Raw genomic sequence first — 15,059 nt, 5'->3', positions numbered from 1 at the left:
GCAGTCGCTTTCGATACGGCGTGGTTGCGAACGGTGGCCCTGGTTGCTTCCTTCGGTTCTATTGTAGCGAAACTTTACGCTGCATGCGGCATCTGTGTAAATGGCGAGCCCGGTTTCCATTGTGCGATGCCGGGCTTGGCGATCGCGTCGCGCAAATGCGCCAAAAAGGCGCTGCGCGCAATCGGCGCCGCGCCCAGCGACGCCAGGTGGCCGGTCTCTTGCTGGCAGTCGATCATGGCAACGCCGTGGCGGCGCAAGAAGGCGACCAGGAAAGCAAGCGCGATCTTGGAGCCGTCGGTCACGCGCGCGAACATCGACTCGCCGTAGAACATGCGGCCGATGCACACGCCATAGGCGCCGCCAACCAGTTCGCCATCGAGCCACAGTTCCGACGAGTGGGCGTAAGCCATCGCGTGCAGGCCGCTGTAGCCTGCGACGATGTCGTCCGAGATCCAGGTGCCCGGTCCATCCTTGCGCGGGGCGGCGCAGGCGCGCATCACGTCGCCAAAAGCGCTGTCGAAGCGCACCTGCCAGCGTCCGCCTTCTTCCATGCTGCGCTCGACCCGGCGCAGGGCCTTGCGCAGACTGTTGCTGATGCGAAAATCTTCAGTCATCAGCACCATGCGCGGGTCGGTGCTCCACCAGAGGATGGGCTGGCCTTCGGAAAACCAGGGAAAGATGCCGTGGCGGTAGGCGCTCAGCAGGCGCTCGGGGGACAGGTCGGCGCCGGCCGCCAGCAGGCCCGGCGCGTCGGAGGTGAGCGCTGCGGCGACGTCGGGAAACGGCGAATCGGTCTCAAGCCAGGGAATCATGGCTTATTCGGGATCGCTGGCAATGCGCATCGCCCGCACCACGTCGTGCGTGTGGAAGCCGAAGCCGCCGCCGTCGCGCAGGCGGGCGCAGTCGGCGAAAAACAGTTCCAGGGTGGTGCGGATGGTGGGGAAGGCCAGGTCGTCCCACGGAATCTCGTGCTCGGCGAACATGCGCGCATCCAGGCTTTCGATGCCGGGCGCAAAGTCCAGGCTGCGCAGGCGGGCCAGGTAGAACAGATGGACCTGATGCACCTGAGCTACATTAAGCAGGCTGAACAAGCTGCCGATCTCGATGTCGGCGCCGGCTTCCTCTTCGGTTTCGCGAACGGCGGCCTCGGCGGTGGTTTCATCGTTTTCCATGAAGCCGGCCGGCAAGGTCCAGAAGCCGTGGCGCGGTTCGATCGCGCGCTTGCACAGCAGCACGCGCACTTCTTCGCCCTCCGGTTGCCAGACAGGAATGGAGCCGACGACGAGCTTGGGGTTCTGGTAGTGGATCGCCGCGCATTGCTTGCACACATAGCGCGGACGGTTATCGCCCTCCGGGATGAGCAGGTCGACGGGATGGGCGCATTCGGAACAAAATTTCATAGTCAAATGGGAAGAATGATTTTCGCTTACTGTACACCGATTGCAGGCCGGATGCGGTGCGCGCGGGGCGTAAAAGCGCGCTGACGCCCCTGCGCCCGCGTTTGGTTTACAGCTATCGCACATCTTGATTGGATTAATATTGCCTAATTCTGAAAAGGCCCCTATAATAGCTACATACAGACGCGGGGTGGAGCAGTCTGGCAGCTCGTCGGGCTCATAACCCGAAGGTCACAGGTTCAAATCCTGTCCCCGCAACCAAATACAGCAAGCCGCTGATTCTCTTACAGGAATCAGCGGCTTTCGCTTTTGCGGACAGCACTTTTAGTGCTGCGCTCGGCTCAGGAATGCTGGCGCAAGGCCGCCATGGCTTGTCCGATGAACGCCTTCATCTCATCGGTGATCCAGCTGCCGATCATCAGCAGTGCTTCCTTTTCGTAAGCGGTGCGGATTTTCGCGTGGGTGGCGGGATCGTCGCCGGCGAACGACTGCGATAAATCGATCCATTCGCGCATCAACTGCCGCACCGGCGGATCGTCCGGGGCGGCGCCGTCCGCGATGGCCTTGCGCACCCGCGCGATCAGCGCCGGCCACTCGTCCATGCGCAGGCGATAGTGCGCATCCATGTACGCGAACTGCGCGGGCGAGACGTATTTCTTGAATATCGCCAGGCGCGACTGGGTGAATGCTTCCTTCAAAAACGCCTCCACCTCCGGTGTGATGCCGTTCTGCTCGCGCAGCGCCGGTTCGCGCGCCTGCATGGCAAGGATGCGCACCATGATGTCCGGGTCGCCATTGGTGTCGCGCTCCAACTTCAACATCCATTCCTGCGACAGCAATTGCGCGGCAGGGCTTGATGCCGGCGTGCCGGCGGCGATCATTTGCTTGAAGCGCGCCACCATCGCATCCCACTCGGCGATGCAGGCGGCGTCGCCGGCGAAAAACGGCAGCTGTTTCAGTTCTTCTTTTGAAAAATAGGTATCGTACATGGTCATTAACTCCAAAGTGGTCAGCCACGCGGCCAGGTCCGGCTCCAGCCCGGCATCGAGTTCGCGGTGCAGCGTGGTCAGCTGCGCGCGCAAGATGCCGGCCTGGTCGATCTGGCGGGTCAGCGCGGCGATCTGCTGCTCCACGATGCCCGACAGGTTCGAGCCCGGATTGGCCAGGAAGGTTCCGATGTCGGCCAGCGACACGCCAAAGCGGCGCAACGCCTGCACCTGGTGCAGGCGGGCGATGTCGTCGCGGTTGTACAGGCGGTAGCCGGCCTCGGAACGCGCCGAAGGACACAGAAGGCCGATGCTGTCGTAATGATGGAGCGCGCGCACCGTCAATCCTGACCGTTTCGCCAGCTCGCCTATTTTCAACTTCATCGAATCGCTCCTTGTCTTCATGCGTGAACACAGTCTGGAGCCTGACGTGGCGTCAGGGTCAAGCGCCTATTCGCCAGTGCCGGTTTGCGGGCGTGGATGCAGGCTGGCCCACAGGTGCGCCGCCGCCATGGTCCGGTGCGGCGCGTAGCGCGCCAGCAGGGCTTCGGTGCGCGCCATGTCCGGCTTGGCCTCTTCGCCCAGCAGGTGCTGGAAGGCCGCACGGATGGCGACGTCGCCATGCAGCGAGCAGTCGGGGTAACCGTAGCCGCGCAGCAGTGCGTAGTTGACGGTCCACGGGCCGATGCCTTTGACGGCCAGCAGCGCCGCCGCGACGCTTCCCGCTTCGTGCTGGCGATCGAGCATCAAGGTTCCGCTGTCGACCAGCTGCGCCAGGCGCAGCAAGGTGTCGGCCTTCGAGCGCGAGAACTTGCGGGTGGTCAGGGCGTCCGCATCGAGGCGCGCCGCATCGCGCGCTTCGGGGTAGCACCACAAGCCGCTGCTGTGCTGGCGGCCGGCCTGCAGGATGAACGTGCGGCGCAGCGCGATGGCAAAGGTCAGGTTGATTTGCTGGCCGATGATGGCCCAGGTCAGCGCCTCGAAAATCGTGGCCGACTGTACGATGCGTAAACCCGGCTGGCGCTGCGCCACGGGTCCCAGCAGCGGGTCGGCCGCCACCGCCGCCAAGAACGGCGCAGGGTCGATCCGCAGCGCCAGGATGTTGAGCAGGGCGTCGTCGAGCTGGCGCACATCGCCGGGTGTGAGCGTGCCGTCGGCATGGACCGAGCACAGTGCGGCGTCGGGGCCGAGGGCGATGTCGAGCAGTACCGGCACGCCGCCGATCATCACGCCCTTGCGGATGCGCGCCGGCGCCACCTGTTCGGCCACGCCTTCGGGGTCGCGGCTGTGGAAGGCGAGGATGTCGGCGCTGTTATATCCGGCCGGAAGAGGGATCGACGTCTGCAAGCTAGCGACCTATTTGCTGGTGGGCGAGGGTGCCACGATAGCACGCGGTCCGAATGGCGTGAATCCGGTCACCAGCGCCGTGCCGGCGATGACGACGGCGGCGCCGGCAACCGTGTACCAGCCCACGTGCTCCGACAAAAACAGCACGCCCCACAAAATGCCGAACAGGGGACTGAGGAAGGTGACGGTCAGCGCGGACGTCGGGCCGACTTGTTGTATCAGCTTGAAGTACATGATGTAGGCGACGCCGCTGCACAAGATGCCCAGTGCAAGCGCGGCGCCCATGATGCCGGGCGTGGCTGCGGCCGGCGCGGGAAAGAACGGCAGCGCCGGCAGCACCAGCAAGGTCGCTGCCCACATGCTGCCGTGCGCGTTGGCGAACGGCTCGACCGCCTTGGCTGTTTTGGCGTAGGTGCTGGCCACGCTGTAGCAGAATGCGGCCAGCAGGGCGGCGGCGATGGCGAGCGGCGCTCCCGGTCGCGCGGTGACGTCGTCGAAGCCGACCAGCAGGGCTACGCCGCAGGTGCCGAGCGCGAGGCCGAGTATCTGTTTGCCGGCGATGGCCTGGCGCGACCACAGCGCGCCGATCAGCGCGCCCCACATCGGCGCGGTGGCGTTGAGCACCGACAGCACCGAGGCCGACAAGGTGCGCGCGGCAAAGGCGAACAGCAAGAAGGGCAGGGCGGAGTTGATGAAGCCGAGGATCAGGTAGTGCTTCCAGTTGGCGGCCAGGTCGAGGCGCTTTTTGAGGATCACGCCGACGATGGCCAGGAACAGGGCCGCAAAGCCAACCCGGTATTCGATCAGCACGGCCGGCCCGAGCACGGGCGCGGCGATGCGCATGAAGAGAAAGGAACTGCCCCAAATGGCGGCGAGGATGATCAGGCGAAGCAGGTTGGCGGTGTTCATGGGTCGATTTTCGATGCGCCCGGCGCGTTTGTGTACCGAAGCGGCATTGTGCGGCGCCGGCGGCATGCGCAAAAGCCGCTTGTTGCTATTGAATCAGCTACTAGACCGCGCACACCCCGGTGCTGGCCGGCTCCAGCGCCGCCGCATGGCGCACCTGCAGTTCGGCCGGCACACCGTTCTTGATGGCGGTGAGTTCCGCGAGAATCGAAATCGCAATCTCGGACGGCGTCTTGCTGCCGATGTAGAGGCCAATCGGTCCGTGCAGGCGCGCCAGCTGCGCGTCCGACAGGTCGAATTGCTTGAGCCGCTCGCGCCGTTTGGCGTTGTTCAGGCGCGAGCCGATCGCGCCCACGTAAAACGCGTCGGACTTGAGCGCCTCCATCAGCGCCAGGTCGTCCAGCTTGGGGTCGTGCGTGAGCGCCACCACGGCGCTGCGGTGATCGAGGTGCGATTCGAGCACCAGGTCGTCGGGCATCATGTGCATCAGCTGCACGCCCGGCAGGTTCCAGCCGGCGCGGTATTCTTCGCGCGGGTCGCACACGGTGACGTGGTAATCCATGGCCGTGGCGATCTGCGCCAAAAAGCGCGAGAGCTGGCCGGCGCCGATGATGAACAGGCGCCAGCGCGGGCCGTGAATTGTGGTCAGCACGCCGTCCGCCAGCAATTGCACGGCGCCCGGCTGCGCCGTCGCCAGGGTGACCGCGCCGCTGGCCAGGTCGAGCCGGCGCGCCAGCAGTTCGTGCGCTTCCAGGCGCGCCAGCAGCTCGTCGATGGCGCTGTCGTGCGACAGCGGCTCGATCGCCAGTTCGATGGTGCCGCCGCAGGGCAGGCCGAAGCGGTGCGCTTCGTCGGCGCTGATGCCGTAGCTGACCACCTCGGGTATCGCGCGCGTGATGCCGTGCCGGCGCACGCGCTCGATCAGGTCATCTTCGATGCAGCCTCCCGAGACCGAGCCGACCACGCGGCCGTCGTCGCAAATGGCGAGCGTGGCGCCGATCGGGCGCGGGCTCGAGCCCCAGGTCTTGATCACGGTGATCAATTCGCAGCGCTGACCGGCGGCGATCCATGCCGAGGCGGTCTTTAATACTTCCAGGTCTATGCTGTCCATTGAATCGAATATACTGGCGCTCCTGAATCGAGCACATGGTGGGTGGGAAGATGAGCAATGATACAAAAAATGACGATGGTTCGCCGAAGTTCGGCCGTTTGCTGATCGTCCTCGTCGGGGTGGTGGTGTTTTGCGGCGTGCTGACCTGGATCATGGGGACGTACTTCCCGGATTTTCCAGGCTGAGAATGCGCGGTTTTACTTCCTGCGCTTGCAGATAAGCTGCAGCGCGCCGTCCGACACGCTGTCGGGCACAATGTCTTCCGGTGCGAATTTTTCGTACTTGAAGCTTTGCGAGACCGGTCCCTTGCCCATCGCCTCGGCGTAGTACACCTGGCTGAGCAAGGTAGTGGTGCGGTTTGCGCATGAATACAGGTGCAGCGCCTTCATCGACAGGTAGGGCGTGCCTTCGGGCGTGGCCTGCTCCTTCGCGTACGACACCAGCGACCACACCTTGTAGCTCTTGTCGCTCCTGATGATGCTGCTCTTGTCGATGAACGAGACGCTGCCCGCGGCCGAACCCACTTTGATCCACTGCGCCGCCTGCGCGAGCAATGGCAGCATCAGGCAGGCGAGCAGCAGTTTTTTCATGGCGCGATGGTTTTCTTGGCGGCGTGCTTGGACTTGATGTCGGCCGTGGCCTTGTCGATCGCGGCCAGGCGCGCGGCAGTGCCGGGGTGGTTGGCGACGTAGCCGTTCAACACCGTGGCCGGATAGGTCGAGGCCAGGCGCTTCCAGAACGCCGGTGCGCCATCGATGCTCACGCCGGCGCGCGCCAGCAGGTACATGCTCAGATGGTCGGCGGCGGCGTCGAGTTCCGGCGGCATGGCCTTCATGCCGCCGGTGCCGATCAACATCGAGGTATCGGGCCGCACGTTGGTCAGGTTGTCGATGATGCTGCCGATGGTGCTGACGCTGCGCTGCGCCGTGGCGTGTCCGAGAATGTTGTGCGCCATGCCCTTGGCCAGCAGGTAGGCGACCTCCTCGTCGTTTTTCGCGAAGTGCAGCATGCCGCGCGTAACCATGACGCGCGAACCGTCGGCATACGAGTTGACGTTATCGGCATTTCCCAGTTCGATCGCAAAACCGCAGGCGCGCGTGACCGGCACGGTGAGCTCGCGGGTCTTGTCGTCACGCTCGATCTGCAGCGCCAGGCTGGCCTGCTTGGCGACCAGGGGACCGAACACGGAACCGACCGTGCTCGACGCGTTGGGGCCGACCGGCAGCGCCTTGCCGCTGGCCGAAATGAGGTTGTCCCCGCGTCGCAGTCCGGCGCGCGCGGCGCCGCTGCCGGCCAGTACGCCGGTCACCTGCAGGCGCTCGCCCATGTCGAAGGCGATCTGCGCGGCTTCGTTGTACTCGCCCGGATACCAGTAGCGGTTGCGTGCGGTGAAGCCGAGCAGGTTGCGCGTGGACGACTTGCACAGGTCCGTATTGTTAATCAGGAGCGGAGCCGCGATGCGGTACAGGCGTTCCTGCAGGCCCGCCATCTTGGTCAGCGCTTCGGCGGCGGCGGCCATGCGCGGCGTGACCGCGCGCACCGGCGGCTCGGCCGGCTGCTGCGGCATGGGGACCGTGGGAGTGGCATCAGGGGCTGGCCCGGTCGTCTCGCAAGCCGACAACATGAATGCCAGGCAGATTACCGGCACAGCCGGAAGCAGACCAGTGAAACGGGCCATAGGAGTCTCCAATTAGTGTTTGCCGGTGCTGCCGAAACCGCCGGCACCGCGTTCGCTTGTGTCGAAATCGTCGACGATGTTGAATCCGACCTGCACCACCGGCACCACGATCAGTTGCGCCAGGCGCTCCATGGGGTTGAGCGTGAAGGCGTTCTGGCCACGGTTCCAGGTCGATACCATCAGTTGTCCCTGATAGTCGGAGTCGATCAAGCCTACCAGATTCCCCAGCACGATGCCGTTCTTGTGGCCCATGCCGCTGCGCGGCAGGATCATGGCGGCGTAACCGGGGTCGCTCACGTGAATGGCCAGCCCGGTGGGAATGAGCACGGTGGCGCCGGCTTCGATGGTAATCGGTTGGTCGATGCAGGCGCGCAGATCGAGGCCGGCGCTGCCCGGCGTGGCGTAGGCCGGCAGCTGGTCCTTCATGCGCGGGTCGAGGATTTTGACGTCAATGGTTTTCATGGTGCGCTTACTTTTTACTTGAGCAGGGAGCGCTGTTCGATGCGCCTTGCGATTTCTGAAATCAGCTGGCGCGCCAGGGTGAGCTTGTCGGCGCGCGGCAGTACGGTGTGGCCAGTGTCGTCGAACAGCATGATGCTGTTCTCGTCCTGGCCGAAGGTGTGGTGGCCGATATTGCCGACCAAAAGAGGAATGCCCTTTTTTTCGCGCTTGACGGCGCCGTATTCTTCCAGGCGCTCCGATTCGGCGGCAAAACCCACGCAGTACGGCCAGCCCGATACCGAGGTGGTGGCGGCGACCGACGCGAGGATGTCGGGATTCTGTTCGAACTCCAGGGTCGGCGTGGCGCCGTCGTCCTGCTTTTTCATCTTTTGCGTGCTGGCGTTGGAAACGCGCCAGTCGGCCACCGCGGCCACGCTGATGAACACGTGCTGGCCGCCGACGGCGTTCATCACGGCGTCATGCATCTGGCGCGCGCTTTGCACGTCGGTGCGGCGCACCCCGTGCGGGGTGGCCAGCGCGGTCGGGCCGGAGATCAAGGTGACCTCGGCGCCAGCCTCGCGCGCGGCGCGGGCAATGGCGTAACCCATTTTGCCGGACGACAGATTGGTGATGCCGCGCACCGGATCGATCGCTTCAAAGGTCGGCCCGGCGGTGATCAGGACGCGCTTGCCGGCCAATACCTTGAGCTGGAACGAGGCGATGACTTCGTCGAGCAGTTCGGCCGGCTCGAGCATGCGGCCCAGGCCCGTTTCGCCACAGGCTTGTTCGCCGGCGGCCGGGCCGAAAATCTTGATGCCATCGGCGCGCAGCTGGGCGGCGTTGCGGCGGGTGGCGGGGTTTTCCCACATCTCGACATTCATGGCCGGGGCGACGAGCAGCGGCACGCGTTGCGGGCGCGCCAGGCATAAGGTCGAGAGCAGGTCGTCGCATACCCCGTGCGCCAGCTTGCGCATGAAGTCGGCCGAGCAGGGCGCGATCAGGATCGCATCGGCCGCGCGCGTCAAGTCGATGTGGGCCATGTTGTTGGCCACGCGCGGATCCCACTGGTCGGTGTGGACCGGATGGCCTGACAAGGCTTGCATGGTCACGGCGGTGATGAAGTGGGTGGCGGCGTCGGTCATGACCACCTGCACCGAGGCGCCCTGCCTGATCAGCGCGCGGCACAGGTCCGCCGCCTTGTAGCAGGCCACCCCGCCGGACAGGCCGAGGACGATCTTCTTACCTTGCAGGTCCATCGTCATGGGCCGTCTCCTTATTGCCGGTTCACGCGGCGCAGCTCGTCGAAGACGAACAGCGCGGCGCCGACGCAGATGGCGCTGTCGGCGATGTTAAAGGCCGGGAAGTGGCCGAAGGCGGCGATGTGGAAGTCGAGGAAGTCGACCACATGACCATACGCCAGGCGATCGATGGCGTTGCCGATGGCGCCACCCATGATCAGCGCGAGCGCCCAGCAGAACAGGCGCTGGCCGGCATGGCGCTTCAACATGTACAGGATGAAGCCGACCGCGATCACCGCCACGCCGGTGAAGAAGTAGCGCTGCCACCCGGGCTGGCTGTTCAGGAAGCCGAAGGCGGCTCCCTTGTTATAGGCCAGCACCAGGTTGAAGAAGGAGGTGATGACCTTCTCTTCGCCGAACACGAAGGTTTTCTGGATCGCGATCTTGGTCAACTGGTCGATCAGGATCACGATGGCGGCGATGCCCAGCCAGGGCATCAGGCCGGAACCGCCTTGCGGCGTGGACGAGAACAGCTGTTTCTTTTTGGTGGTCATGGGTCGGTTTTTTCTTTTTGTTTATGCGAATTTACGCAAACGCGCGCTTCTCGCCGCTGCCGAACACATTGCTGAAGCAGCGGCCGCACAGGCCCGCGTGCTCGGCGTGGCTGCCGACGTCGGCGCGATAATGCCAGCAACGCTCGCATTTCGGCGCACCGGAGGCGGCTACCTCGATTGCTTCGGCGGCTTCGTCGGCCACTTCGCTTACCTTGGCCTGCGAGGTGATGAAGACGAATTTGAGGTCCTCGTCCAGGCTCGCCAGCTGGCGGTATTTGTCGCCGCTGGCCTTGATGGTCAGCTCGGCCTGCAGCGACGAACCGATGGCGCCGGAGACGCGCAATTCTTCGAGCTGCTTGGTGACGTCGGTGCGCACCGCGCGCAGAAGCGTGTACTTGTCCAGCAGGGCGGCGCCGTCGGCCACTTGCGGCAGGGTCCAGAAGGTTTGCGTGAAGATGGTCTCGTCGCTGGCGGCGAAGGCGTCGGCGTCGGCAAACACGGCCCACGCTTCCTCGGCAGTAAAGCTGAGCATCGGCGCCATCACGCGCAGCAGGCTTTGCGTGATGTGCCACAGCGCGGTCTGGGCCGAACGGCGCGCCGGCGAATCGACGGCGGACGTGTACAGGCGGTCCTTGAGGATGTCCAGGTAAAAGCCGCCCAGGTCTTCCGAGCAGTAGTTCTGCAGCCTGGAGACGACCGGGTGGAATTCGTAGCGCTCGTAGTGGCTGGCGATGTCGTTTTGCAGCGCGCCCATGGCGGCGATCGCATAGCGGTCGATCTCCAGCAGGTCGGCCGTGGGCAGCGCGTGCCGCGCGTGGTCGAAGTCGGAGGTGTTCGCCAGCAGGAAGCGCAGGGTGTTGCGGATGCGGCGATACGATTCGGTCACGCGCTTCAAGATCTCTTCGGAGATCGACAGCTCGCCCGTGTAGTCGGTCGAGGCGACCCACAGGCGCAGGATATCGGCGCCGAGGGTGTCAGAGATTTTTTGCGGCGCCATCGTGTTACCGAGCGACTTGGACATCTTCTTGCCCTCGGCGTCGACCGTGAAGCCGTGCGTGAGCAGGGCTTTGTACGGCGGGCAGCCATTGAGCATCGAGGACGTCAGCAGCGACGAATGGAACCAGCCGCGGTGCTGGTCCGAGCCTTCCAGGTACAGGTCGGCCGGGAAGTGCGACTGGGCCGCGTGCGAGCCGCGCAACACCGTCTGGTGGGTGCAGCCGGAATCGAACCAGACGTCGAGCGTGTCCTTGTTCTTGACGTACATGTCGGCATCCTCGCCGAGCAGGTCTTTCGGCTCGATGGCGAGCCAGGCGTCGATCCCGCGCTCTTCGAACATTTTGGCGATCTGTTCCAGCAGTTCTTGTGTGCGCGGATGCAGCTGGCCGGTTTCTTTGTGCAGGAAGAAGGCCATCGGCACACCCCACTGGCGCTGGCGCGACAGGGTCCAGTCGGGACGGTTTTCGATCATGCCGTGCAGGCGCGCCTGGCCCCAGTCGGGGAAGAAGCGCGTTTCGGTGATGCCCTTCAAGGCGGTTTCGCGCAGGGTCGGGCCGCCGTCTTTTGGCGTCACGTCCATGCCGGCGAACCACTGCGAGGTGGCGCGGTAGACGATCGGGGTTTTATGACGCCAGCAGTGCATGTAGCTGTGATCGAACATCTTCACTTCGAACAGGGCGCCGGCGGCGGTGAGCGCCGCGCAGATCGGCTTCGAGGCTTCCCAGATCGTCATGCCGCCGAACAGCGGCAGGGTCGACGCGAAGCGGCCGTCGCCCATGACCGGGGTCAGGATTTCGTCATCCTTCATGCCGTGCGCCTTGCACGAGATGAAGTCGTCCAGCCCGTAGGCTGGCGCCGAGTGGACCACGCCGGTGCCGCTTTCGGTGGTGACGTAATCGGCCATGTAGACCGGCGAGAGGCGGTCAAAAAAGGCGTCGGATGCGTGCAGCGGGTGCTTGAAGGCGATGCCGTCGAACGCGGCGCCCAGGCAGGTGGCGATGACTTTGCCTTCGAGCTTGTAGCGCGCCAGGCACGATTCGGCCAGGTCGGCGGCCAGGATCAGCAGCAGCGGCTTGCCGTCCTTCGTGGTTTCGACCAGCGCGTACGTGACTTCGGGATTGACGTTGAGCGCCTGGTTGGACGGGATGGTCCACGGCGTGGTGGTCCAGATGACGATGAAGCCGTCACCGGCCGGCAGCGCCGCCAGGCCAAAGGCGGCGGCCAGCTTCTCGTGTTGGGTAAAGGCGAAGCCGACGTCGATGGCCGGGTCGCGCTTGTCCTGGTATTCGACTTCCGCTTCGGCTAGGGCCGAGCCGCAATCGAAGCACCAGTTCACCGGTTTCAGGCCGCGGTACACATACCCTTTGTCGAGCAGGGCGCCGAGCGAGCGCAGTTCGTCCGCCTCGTTACGGAAGGCCATGGTCAGGTACGGATTGTCCCATTCACCGAGCACGCCCAGGCGAATGAAGCCGGCGCGCTGGCGGTCGACCTGTTCGAGCGCGTAGGCGCGGGCTTTGGTCAGCACGTCGGCGGTCGGCAGGTTTTTGCCGTGCAGTTTTTCGATCTGGATTTCGATCGGCATGCCGTGGCAATCCCAGCCCGGCACATACGGCGCGTCGAAACCGGCGATGCCGCGCGACTTGACGACCATGTCTTTCAAGATCTTGTTGACGGCGTGGCCGAGGTGGATATCGCCGTTGGCGTACGGCGGACCGTCGTGCAGCACGAACATCGGACGGCCCTTGGCCGCCTTGCGTACGCGCTCGTAGATTTTCTTGTCCTGCCATTGCTTGACCCAGCCCGGCTCGCGCTTGGCCAGGTCGCCGCGCATCGGGAACGGGGTGTCGGTCATGTTGACCGGGTATTTGCTCACCGGCCTGGCGTCCTTTTTTCCTTCTTTTTTAGGACCCTGCGGGGCTTGCTGGTTCTGCTCTGGCTTGCTGGTTTGGCTATTGTCGGACATGGTTTTCTTCAAGGAGGTGTATCTGGTTGTCTTGGATCGTGACGCGTGCTGCAGCGCTTCATGCGTGCGGCGTCAAATTCGGTCAGTGGCGGTGAGGGCGGCGGCGCGCCGGGCGAACCAGGCGCGCGCCTGCTCGCTGTCGCGCGTGATCGCGGCGGTCAAGGTGGCCAGGTCGCTGTACTTTTCTTCGTCGCGGATCGTTTCGAGGAATTCGATACGCACCATCTTGCCGTAGCAGGACTGGGCGAAGTCGAACACGTGTACCTCGAGCAGCACGCGGCCGCTGTCGTCGACGGTGGGGCGCACGCCCAGGCTGGCCACGGCCGGCAGCGGCGCGGGCCCGAGACCATGCACCTGGACGATGAAAATGCCGGACAGGGCAGGGCGGTGCGCCACGCGCAGATTCAAGGTCGGAAAGCCGAGCGTGCGGCCCAGCTTGGCGCCGTGGATCACATGGCCCGACATGGCGTACGGGTGGCCGAGCAACTGGCCGGCCTGCTCGAAGTCGCCCGCGGCCAGCGCGGTGCGCACGGCCGACGAGGAGATGCGCTGGGCGCCGTGCATCACCGTGGGCAGCGTCTCGACATGAAAGCCGTGGCGCTTGCCCGCTTCGACCAGCATGGCGACCGTGCCGGCGCGCCGCGCGCCGTAGCAGAAGTCGTCGCCGACCATCAGCCACTTGACGTGCAGGCCCTCGACCAGCACGCGCCCGACGAAATCGTCGGGCGAGATGGCGGCGAAATGTTCGTTGAAGTGTTCGACGATGACGCGGTCGATGCCCGCGTTCGAGAGCGATTGCAGCTTGTCGCGCAGGTTGGCGATGCGGTTCGGCGCGCGCGACAAGTCGCCGGCGCGGCGCGCGAAAAATTCGCGCGGATGCGGCTCGAACGTCATCACGGCCGCTTCCAGTCCCAGGTCGGAGGCGGCAGCGCACACGCGCGCCAACAATGCCTGGTGACCGCGATGGACACCGTCAAAGTTACCGATCGTCAGTGCGCAGGGCGCGCGCGCCCTGTCGTTGGGAAGTCCGCGAAAAACCTTCATAGGGTGCTCTTGGGATGAAGTGCTTGAATAATCGAAGTAGCGATTATACGGTCAAAGCTAAAAAGCGCTGCCTGCAAGATGCAGACAGCGCTTTTCAGGATGCTACCTGGTCGTGGTGACGATCAAGCCGGATGGTTGATGGCCATGATCCAGTAGCGTGCCAGTTCGGCAGTGCCTTCCTTGCCGCCAACCGATTTCAGGGTGGTGATGGCTTTGGCCTTCTGGCCGGCCACGGCGTAAGCCTGGCCCAGGCGCAGCTTGGCGTCGTCGGGACGCGTCAGGCCGCCGGCGGCGATGGTTTTTTCCATCAGTGCCAGGCCTTTTTCGGTCTGGCCGGCTTGCACCATGCCGTAGCCCAGGCTCACCAGGCCATCCTTATCGCCGGCTTTGACCAGCGTCGCTTCGGTGGTGGCGACATTCTTGTTGAAATCGGCCAGGTTTTTGTCGGCCAGGTCTTTCAGGCGCTGGTGACGTGCTGCATCGGTGCCCACACCGAGGATACCGGCCTTGTAGCCCTTCTCGACGATCTTGACCGCTTCCGCAGGCGCGCCGTCGCGCAGGACCAGCTGGGCCAGTTCCATGTATTCGCTTGGCTTTTTCAGCAGGTTGTTGGCCAGTTGCAGGCGCGAGACGTCGACGCGCAGGCGGTCGGCAAACCCTTGCTTGCCGACGATACGGTTCAGCAGGTCGGCCCAGTAGCTCGGTTTCGGATGGTAGGCTGCCAGTTTTTCGATGGTATCGACATAGCCGGCCTTGTCGCCGCTCTTGTTCTGCAGATTGGCCATCATTTGCAGCGGTTCTTCCGGCGGCGTGCGGCCGGATTTGTCGTACGCGGCCAGGTCTGCCTTGAGCAGGCGGGTGGCTTCGGCGGTGTTACCCATCGACATGTAATTCTGGATCAGGTAAGCGCGCAGCTTCGGATCGTCGCGGTCTTTCAGCGATTTCTGGATGGCCGCATTGGCCTTGCCGAATTCCTTGGCGCGCATGTAAATGCCGATCAAGCCTTCGGAAAAATTGGCGCGTTCGCTGGCGGACAGTTTGCCCGAGTCGATCAGTTTTTCGAAGGAGCGGGCGGCGGTATCGTAGTCGCCGGCGGTCGAGGCGGCGGCGGCGCGCACCCTTTCGATCAGGTATTGCTCATTCGCGGTCGGGTTTTTGCTGTCGAGCTTGCGCAGTTCGTTCAGCGCATCCTTCGCGCGTCCGGCTTGCATCATTTTCTGGGCAGCCTGCAAAGGACCACCGATTTCCGCGCGCACGGCTTCTGCTGCGTAGGCAGTGGACAGTCCGACGACGGGCGTTGCTGCGGTAAAGCCAAGAGCGGCCATGGCGAGGCCGAGATGTGCGAGACGAAACTTGATCATTGGGACTCTTTCAATCAAAAGCGAAACGGCAGGATTA

At 64.3% G+C, this 15,059-nt stretch carries 15 protein-coding genes and 1 tRNA gene; 2 read left to right on the top strand and 14 right to left on the bottom strand.

Annotated elements, in window-relative coordinates:
* Positions 1-74: 74 nt before the first annotated feature.
* Together aat and F1735_RS01785 are read right to left on the bottom strand one after the other, a co-directional pair.
* Positions 75-812, bottom strand: a complete 738-nt coding sequence (aat, locus tag F1735_RS01790; protein WP_167235324.1) for a leucyl/phenylalanyl-tRNA--protein transferase — start codon at positions 810-812, stop codon at positions 75-77.
* Between the two features lie 3 nt (positions 813-815).
* Positions 816-1,400: an NUDIX hydrolase gene (locus F1735_RS01785; RefSeq protein WP_167235323.1), complete on the bottom strand. Its 585-nt coding sequence runs from the start codon at positions 1,398-1,400 to the stop codon at positions 816-818.
* A gap of 181 nt (positions 1,401-1,581) precedes the next feature.
* On the opposite strand from F1735_RS01785, the gene F1735_RS01780 reads away from it, so the two are divergent.
* Positions 1,582-1,658: transfer RNA gene (locus tag F1735_RS01780), tRNA-Met, on the top strand.
* An 80-nt stretch (positions 1,659-1,738) separates the two neighbouring features.
* Here the strand turns inward: F1735_RS01780 and F1735_RS01775 are convergent.
* From F1735_RS01775 to F1735_RS01760, 4 genes are all read right to left on the bottom strand, one after another.
* Positions 1,739-2,767 carry a MerR family transcriptional regulator gene (locus F1735_RS01775; protein WP_167235322.1) on the bottom strand — a complete coding sequence of 343 codons (1,029 nt, stop codon included), beginning with the start codon at positions 2,765-2,767 and terminating at the stop codon, positions 1,739-1,741.
* 66 nt (positions 2,768-2,833) lie between these two features.
* Positions 2,834-3,730, bottom strand: a complete 897-nt coding sequence (locus F1735_RS01770; RefSeq protein ID WP_167235321.1) for a DNA-3-methyladenine glycosylase family protein — start codon at positions 3,728-3,730, stop codon at positions 2,834-2,836.
* A gap of 9 nt (positions 3,731-3,739) precedes the next feature.
* Positions 3,740-4,639, bottom strand: a complete 900-nt coding sequence (locus F1735_RS01765; RefSeq protein ID WP_167235320.1) for a DMT family transporter — start codon at positions 4,637-4,639, stop codon at positions 3,740-3,742.
* Between the two features lie 100 nt (positions 4,640-4,739).
* Positions 4,740-5,747 (bottom strand): XdhC family protein, encoded by a 1,008-nt coding sequence (locus F1735_RS01760; protein ID WP_167235319.1) that lies wholly within the window; start codon positions 5,745-5,747, stop codon positions 4,740-4,742.
* A gap of 50 nt (positions 5,748-5,797) precedes the next feature.
* On the opposite strand from F1735_RS01760, the gene F1735_RS37350 reads away from it, so the two are divergent.
* Complete coding sequence (locus tag F1735_RS37350) at positions 5,798-5,932, top strand: hypothetical protein (protein ID WP_267876639.1); 135 nt, start codon at positions 5,798-5,800, stop codon at positions 5,930-5,932.
* A gap of 12 nt (positions 5,933-5,944) precedes the next feature.
* Here the strand turns inward: F1735_RS37350 and F1735_RS01755 are convergent, their stop codons facing one another.
* From F1735_RS01755 to F1735_RS01720, 8 genes are all read right to left on the bottom strand, one after another.
* Positions 5,945-6,337, bottom strand: coding sequence for a surface-adhesin E family protein (locus F1735_RS01755; RefSeq protein ID WP_167235318.1), 393 nt, complete (start codon positions 6,335-6,337; stop codon positions 5,945-5,947).
* The gene (locus F1735_RS01750; RefSeq protein ID WP_167235317.1) at positions 6,334-7,425 is read right to left on the bottom strand and encodes a M48 family metallopeptidase; all 1,092 of its coding nucleotides are present in this window, start codon (positions 7,423-7,425) and stop codon (positions 6,334-6,336) included. Before F1735_RS01750 ends, F1735_RS01755 begins: the two co-directional genes overlap by 4 nt.
* A gap of 12 nt (positions 7,426-7,437) precedes the next feature.
* Positions 7,438-7,887 (bottom strand): dUTP diphosphatase, encoded by a 450-nt coding sequence (gene dut, locus F1735_RS01745; protein WP_166896677.1) that lies wholly within the window; start codon positions 7,885-7,887, stop codon positions 7,438-7,440.
* Between the two features lie 14 nt (positions 7,888-7,901).
* A complete protein-coding gene (gene coaBC, locus F1735_RS01740; protein ID WP_167235391.1) occupies positions 7,902-9,122 on the bottom strand; it encodes a bifunctional phosphopantothenoylcysteine decarboxylase/phosphopantothenate--cysteine ligase CoaBC in 1,221 nt (406 codons plus the stop codon).
* A gap of 17 nt (positions 9,123-9,139) precedes the next feature.
* Positions 9,140-9,658 carry a signal peptidase II gene (gene lspA, locus F1735_RS01735; RefSeq protein ID WP_167235316.1) on the bottom strand — a complete coding sequence of 173 codons (519 nt, stop codon included), beginning with the start codon at positions 9,656-9,658 and terminating at the stop codon, positions 9,140-9,142.
* Positions 9,659-9,689: 31 nt separating this feature from the next.
* Positions 9,690-12,617 carry an isoleucine--tRNA ligase gene (ileS, locus tag F1735_RS01730; protein WP_167235315.1) on the bottom strand — a complete coding sequence of 976 codons (2,928 nt, stop codon included), beginning with the start codon at positions 12,615-12,617 and terminating at the stop codon, positions 9,690-9,692.
* A 72-nt stretch (positions 12,618-12,689) separates the two neighbouring features.
* On the bottom strand, positions 12,690-13,661 hold the full coding sequence (locus tag F1735_RS01725) for a bifunctional riboflavin kinase/FAD synthetase (RefSeq protein WP_167235314.1): 972 nt from the start codon (positions 13,659-13,661) through the stop codon (positions 12,690-12,692).
* Positions 13,662-13,783: 122 nt separating this feature from the next.
* Positions 13,784-15,022, bottom strand: coding sequence for a tetratricopeptide repeat protein (locus tag F1735_RS01720; RefSeq protein WP_167235313.1), 1,239 nt, complete (start codon positions 15,020-15,022; stop codon positions 13,784-13,786).
* Positions 15,023-15,059: the final 37 nt, after the last annotated feature.

It is taken from the genome of Massilia genomosp. 1, assembly GCF_011682185.1.
Taxonomy (GTDB): domain Bacteria; phylum Pseudomonadota; class Gammaproteobacteria; order Burkholderiales; family Burkholderiaceae_D; genus Telluria_A; species Telluria_A rubra.
This window is presented reverse-complemented; position numbering and strand designations above follow the sequence as displayed.

Bases quoted from the DNA above. Each gene is read 5' to 3' on its own strand.
- aat (WP_167235324.1), bottom strand. From the start codon at position 812: ATGATTCCCTGGCTTGAGACCGATTCGCCGTTTCCCGACGTCGCCGCA.
- F1735_RS01785 (WP_167235323.1), bottom strand. From the start codon at position 1,400: ATGAAATTTTGTTCCGAATGCGCCCATCCCGTCGACCTGCTCATCCCG.
- F1735_RS01775 (WP_167235322.1), bottom strand. From the start codon at position 2,767: ATGAAGTTGAAAATAGGCGAGCTGGCGAAACGGTCAGGATTGACGGTG.
- F1735_RS01765 (WP_167235320.1), bottom strand. From the start codon at position 4,639: ATGAACACCGCCAACCTGCTTCGCCTGATCATCCTCGCCGCCATTTGG.
- F1735_RS01760 (WP_167235319.1), bottom strand. From the start codon at position 5,747: ATGGACAGCATAGACCTGGAAGTATTAAAGACCGCCTCGGCATGGATC.
- F1735_RS37350 (WP_267876639.1), top strand. From the start codon at position 5,798: ATGAGCAATGATACAAAAAATGACGATGGTTCGCCGAAGTTCGGCCGT.
- F1735_RS01755 (WP_167235318.1), bottom strand. From the start codon at position 6,337: ATGAAAAAACTGCTGCTCGCCTGCCTGATGCTGCCATTGCTCGCGCAG.
- F1735_RS01750 (WP_167235317.1), bottom strand. From the start codon at position 7,425: ATGGCCCGTTTCACTGGTCTGCTTCCGGCTGTGCCGGTAATCTGCCTG.
- dut (WP_166896677.1), bottom strand. From the start codon at position 7,887: ATGAAAACCATTGACGTCAAAATCCTCGACCCGCGCATGAAGGACCAG.
- coaBC (WP_167235391.1), bottom strand. From the start codon at position 9,122: ATGGACCTGCAAGGTAAGAAGATCGTCCTCGGCCTGTCCGGCGGGGTG.
- lspA (WP_167235316.1), bottom strand. From the start codon at position 9,658: ATGACCACCAAAAAGAAACAGCTGTTCTCGTCCACGCCGCAAGGCGGT.
- ileS (WP_167235315.1), bottom strand. From the start codon at position 12,617: ATGTCCGACAATAGCCAAACCAGCAAGCCAGAGCAGAACCAGCAAGCC.
- F1735_RS01725 (WP_167235314.1), bottom strand. From the start codon at position 13,661: ATGAAGGTTTTTCGCGGACTTCCCAACGACAGGGCGCGCGCGCCCTGC.
- F1735_RS01720 (WP_167235313.1), bottom strand. From the start codon at position 15,022: ATGATCAAGTTTCGTCTCGCACATCTCGGCCTCGCCATGGCCGCTCTT.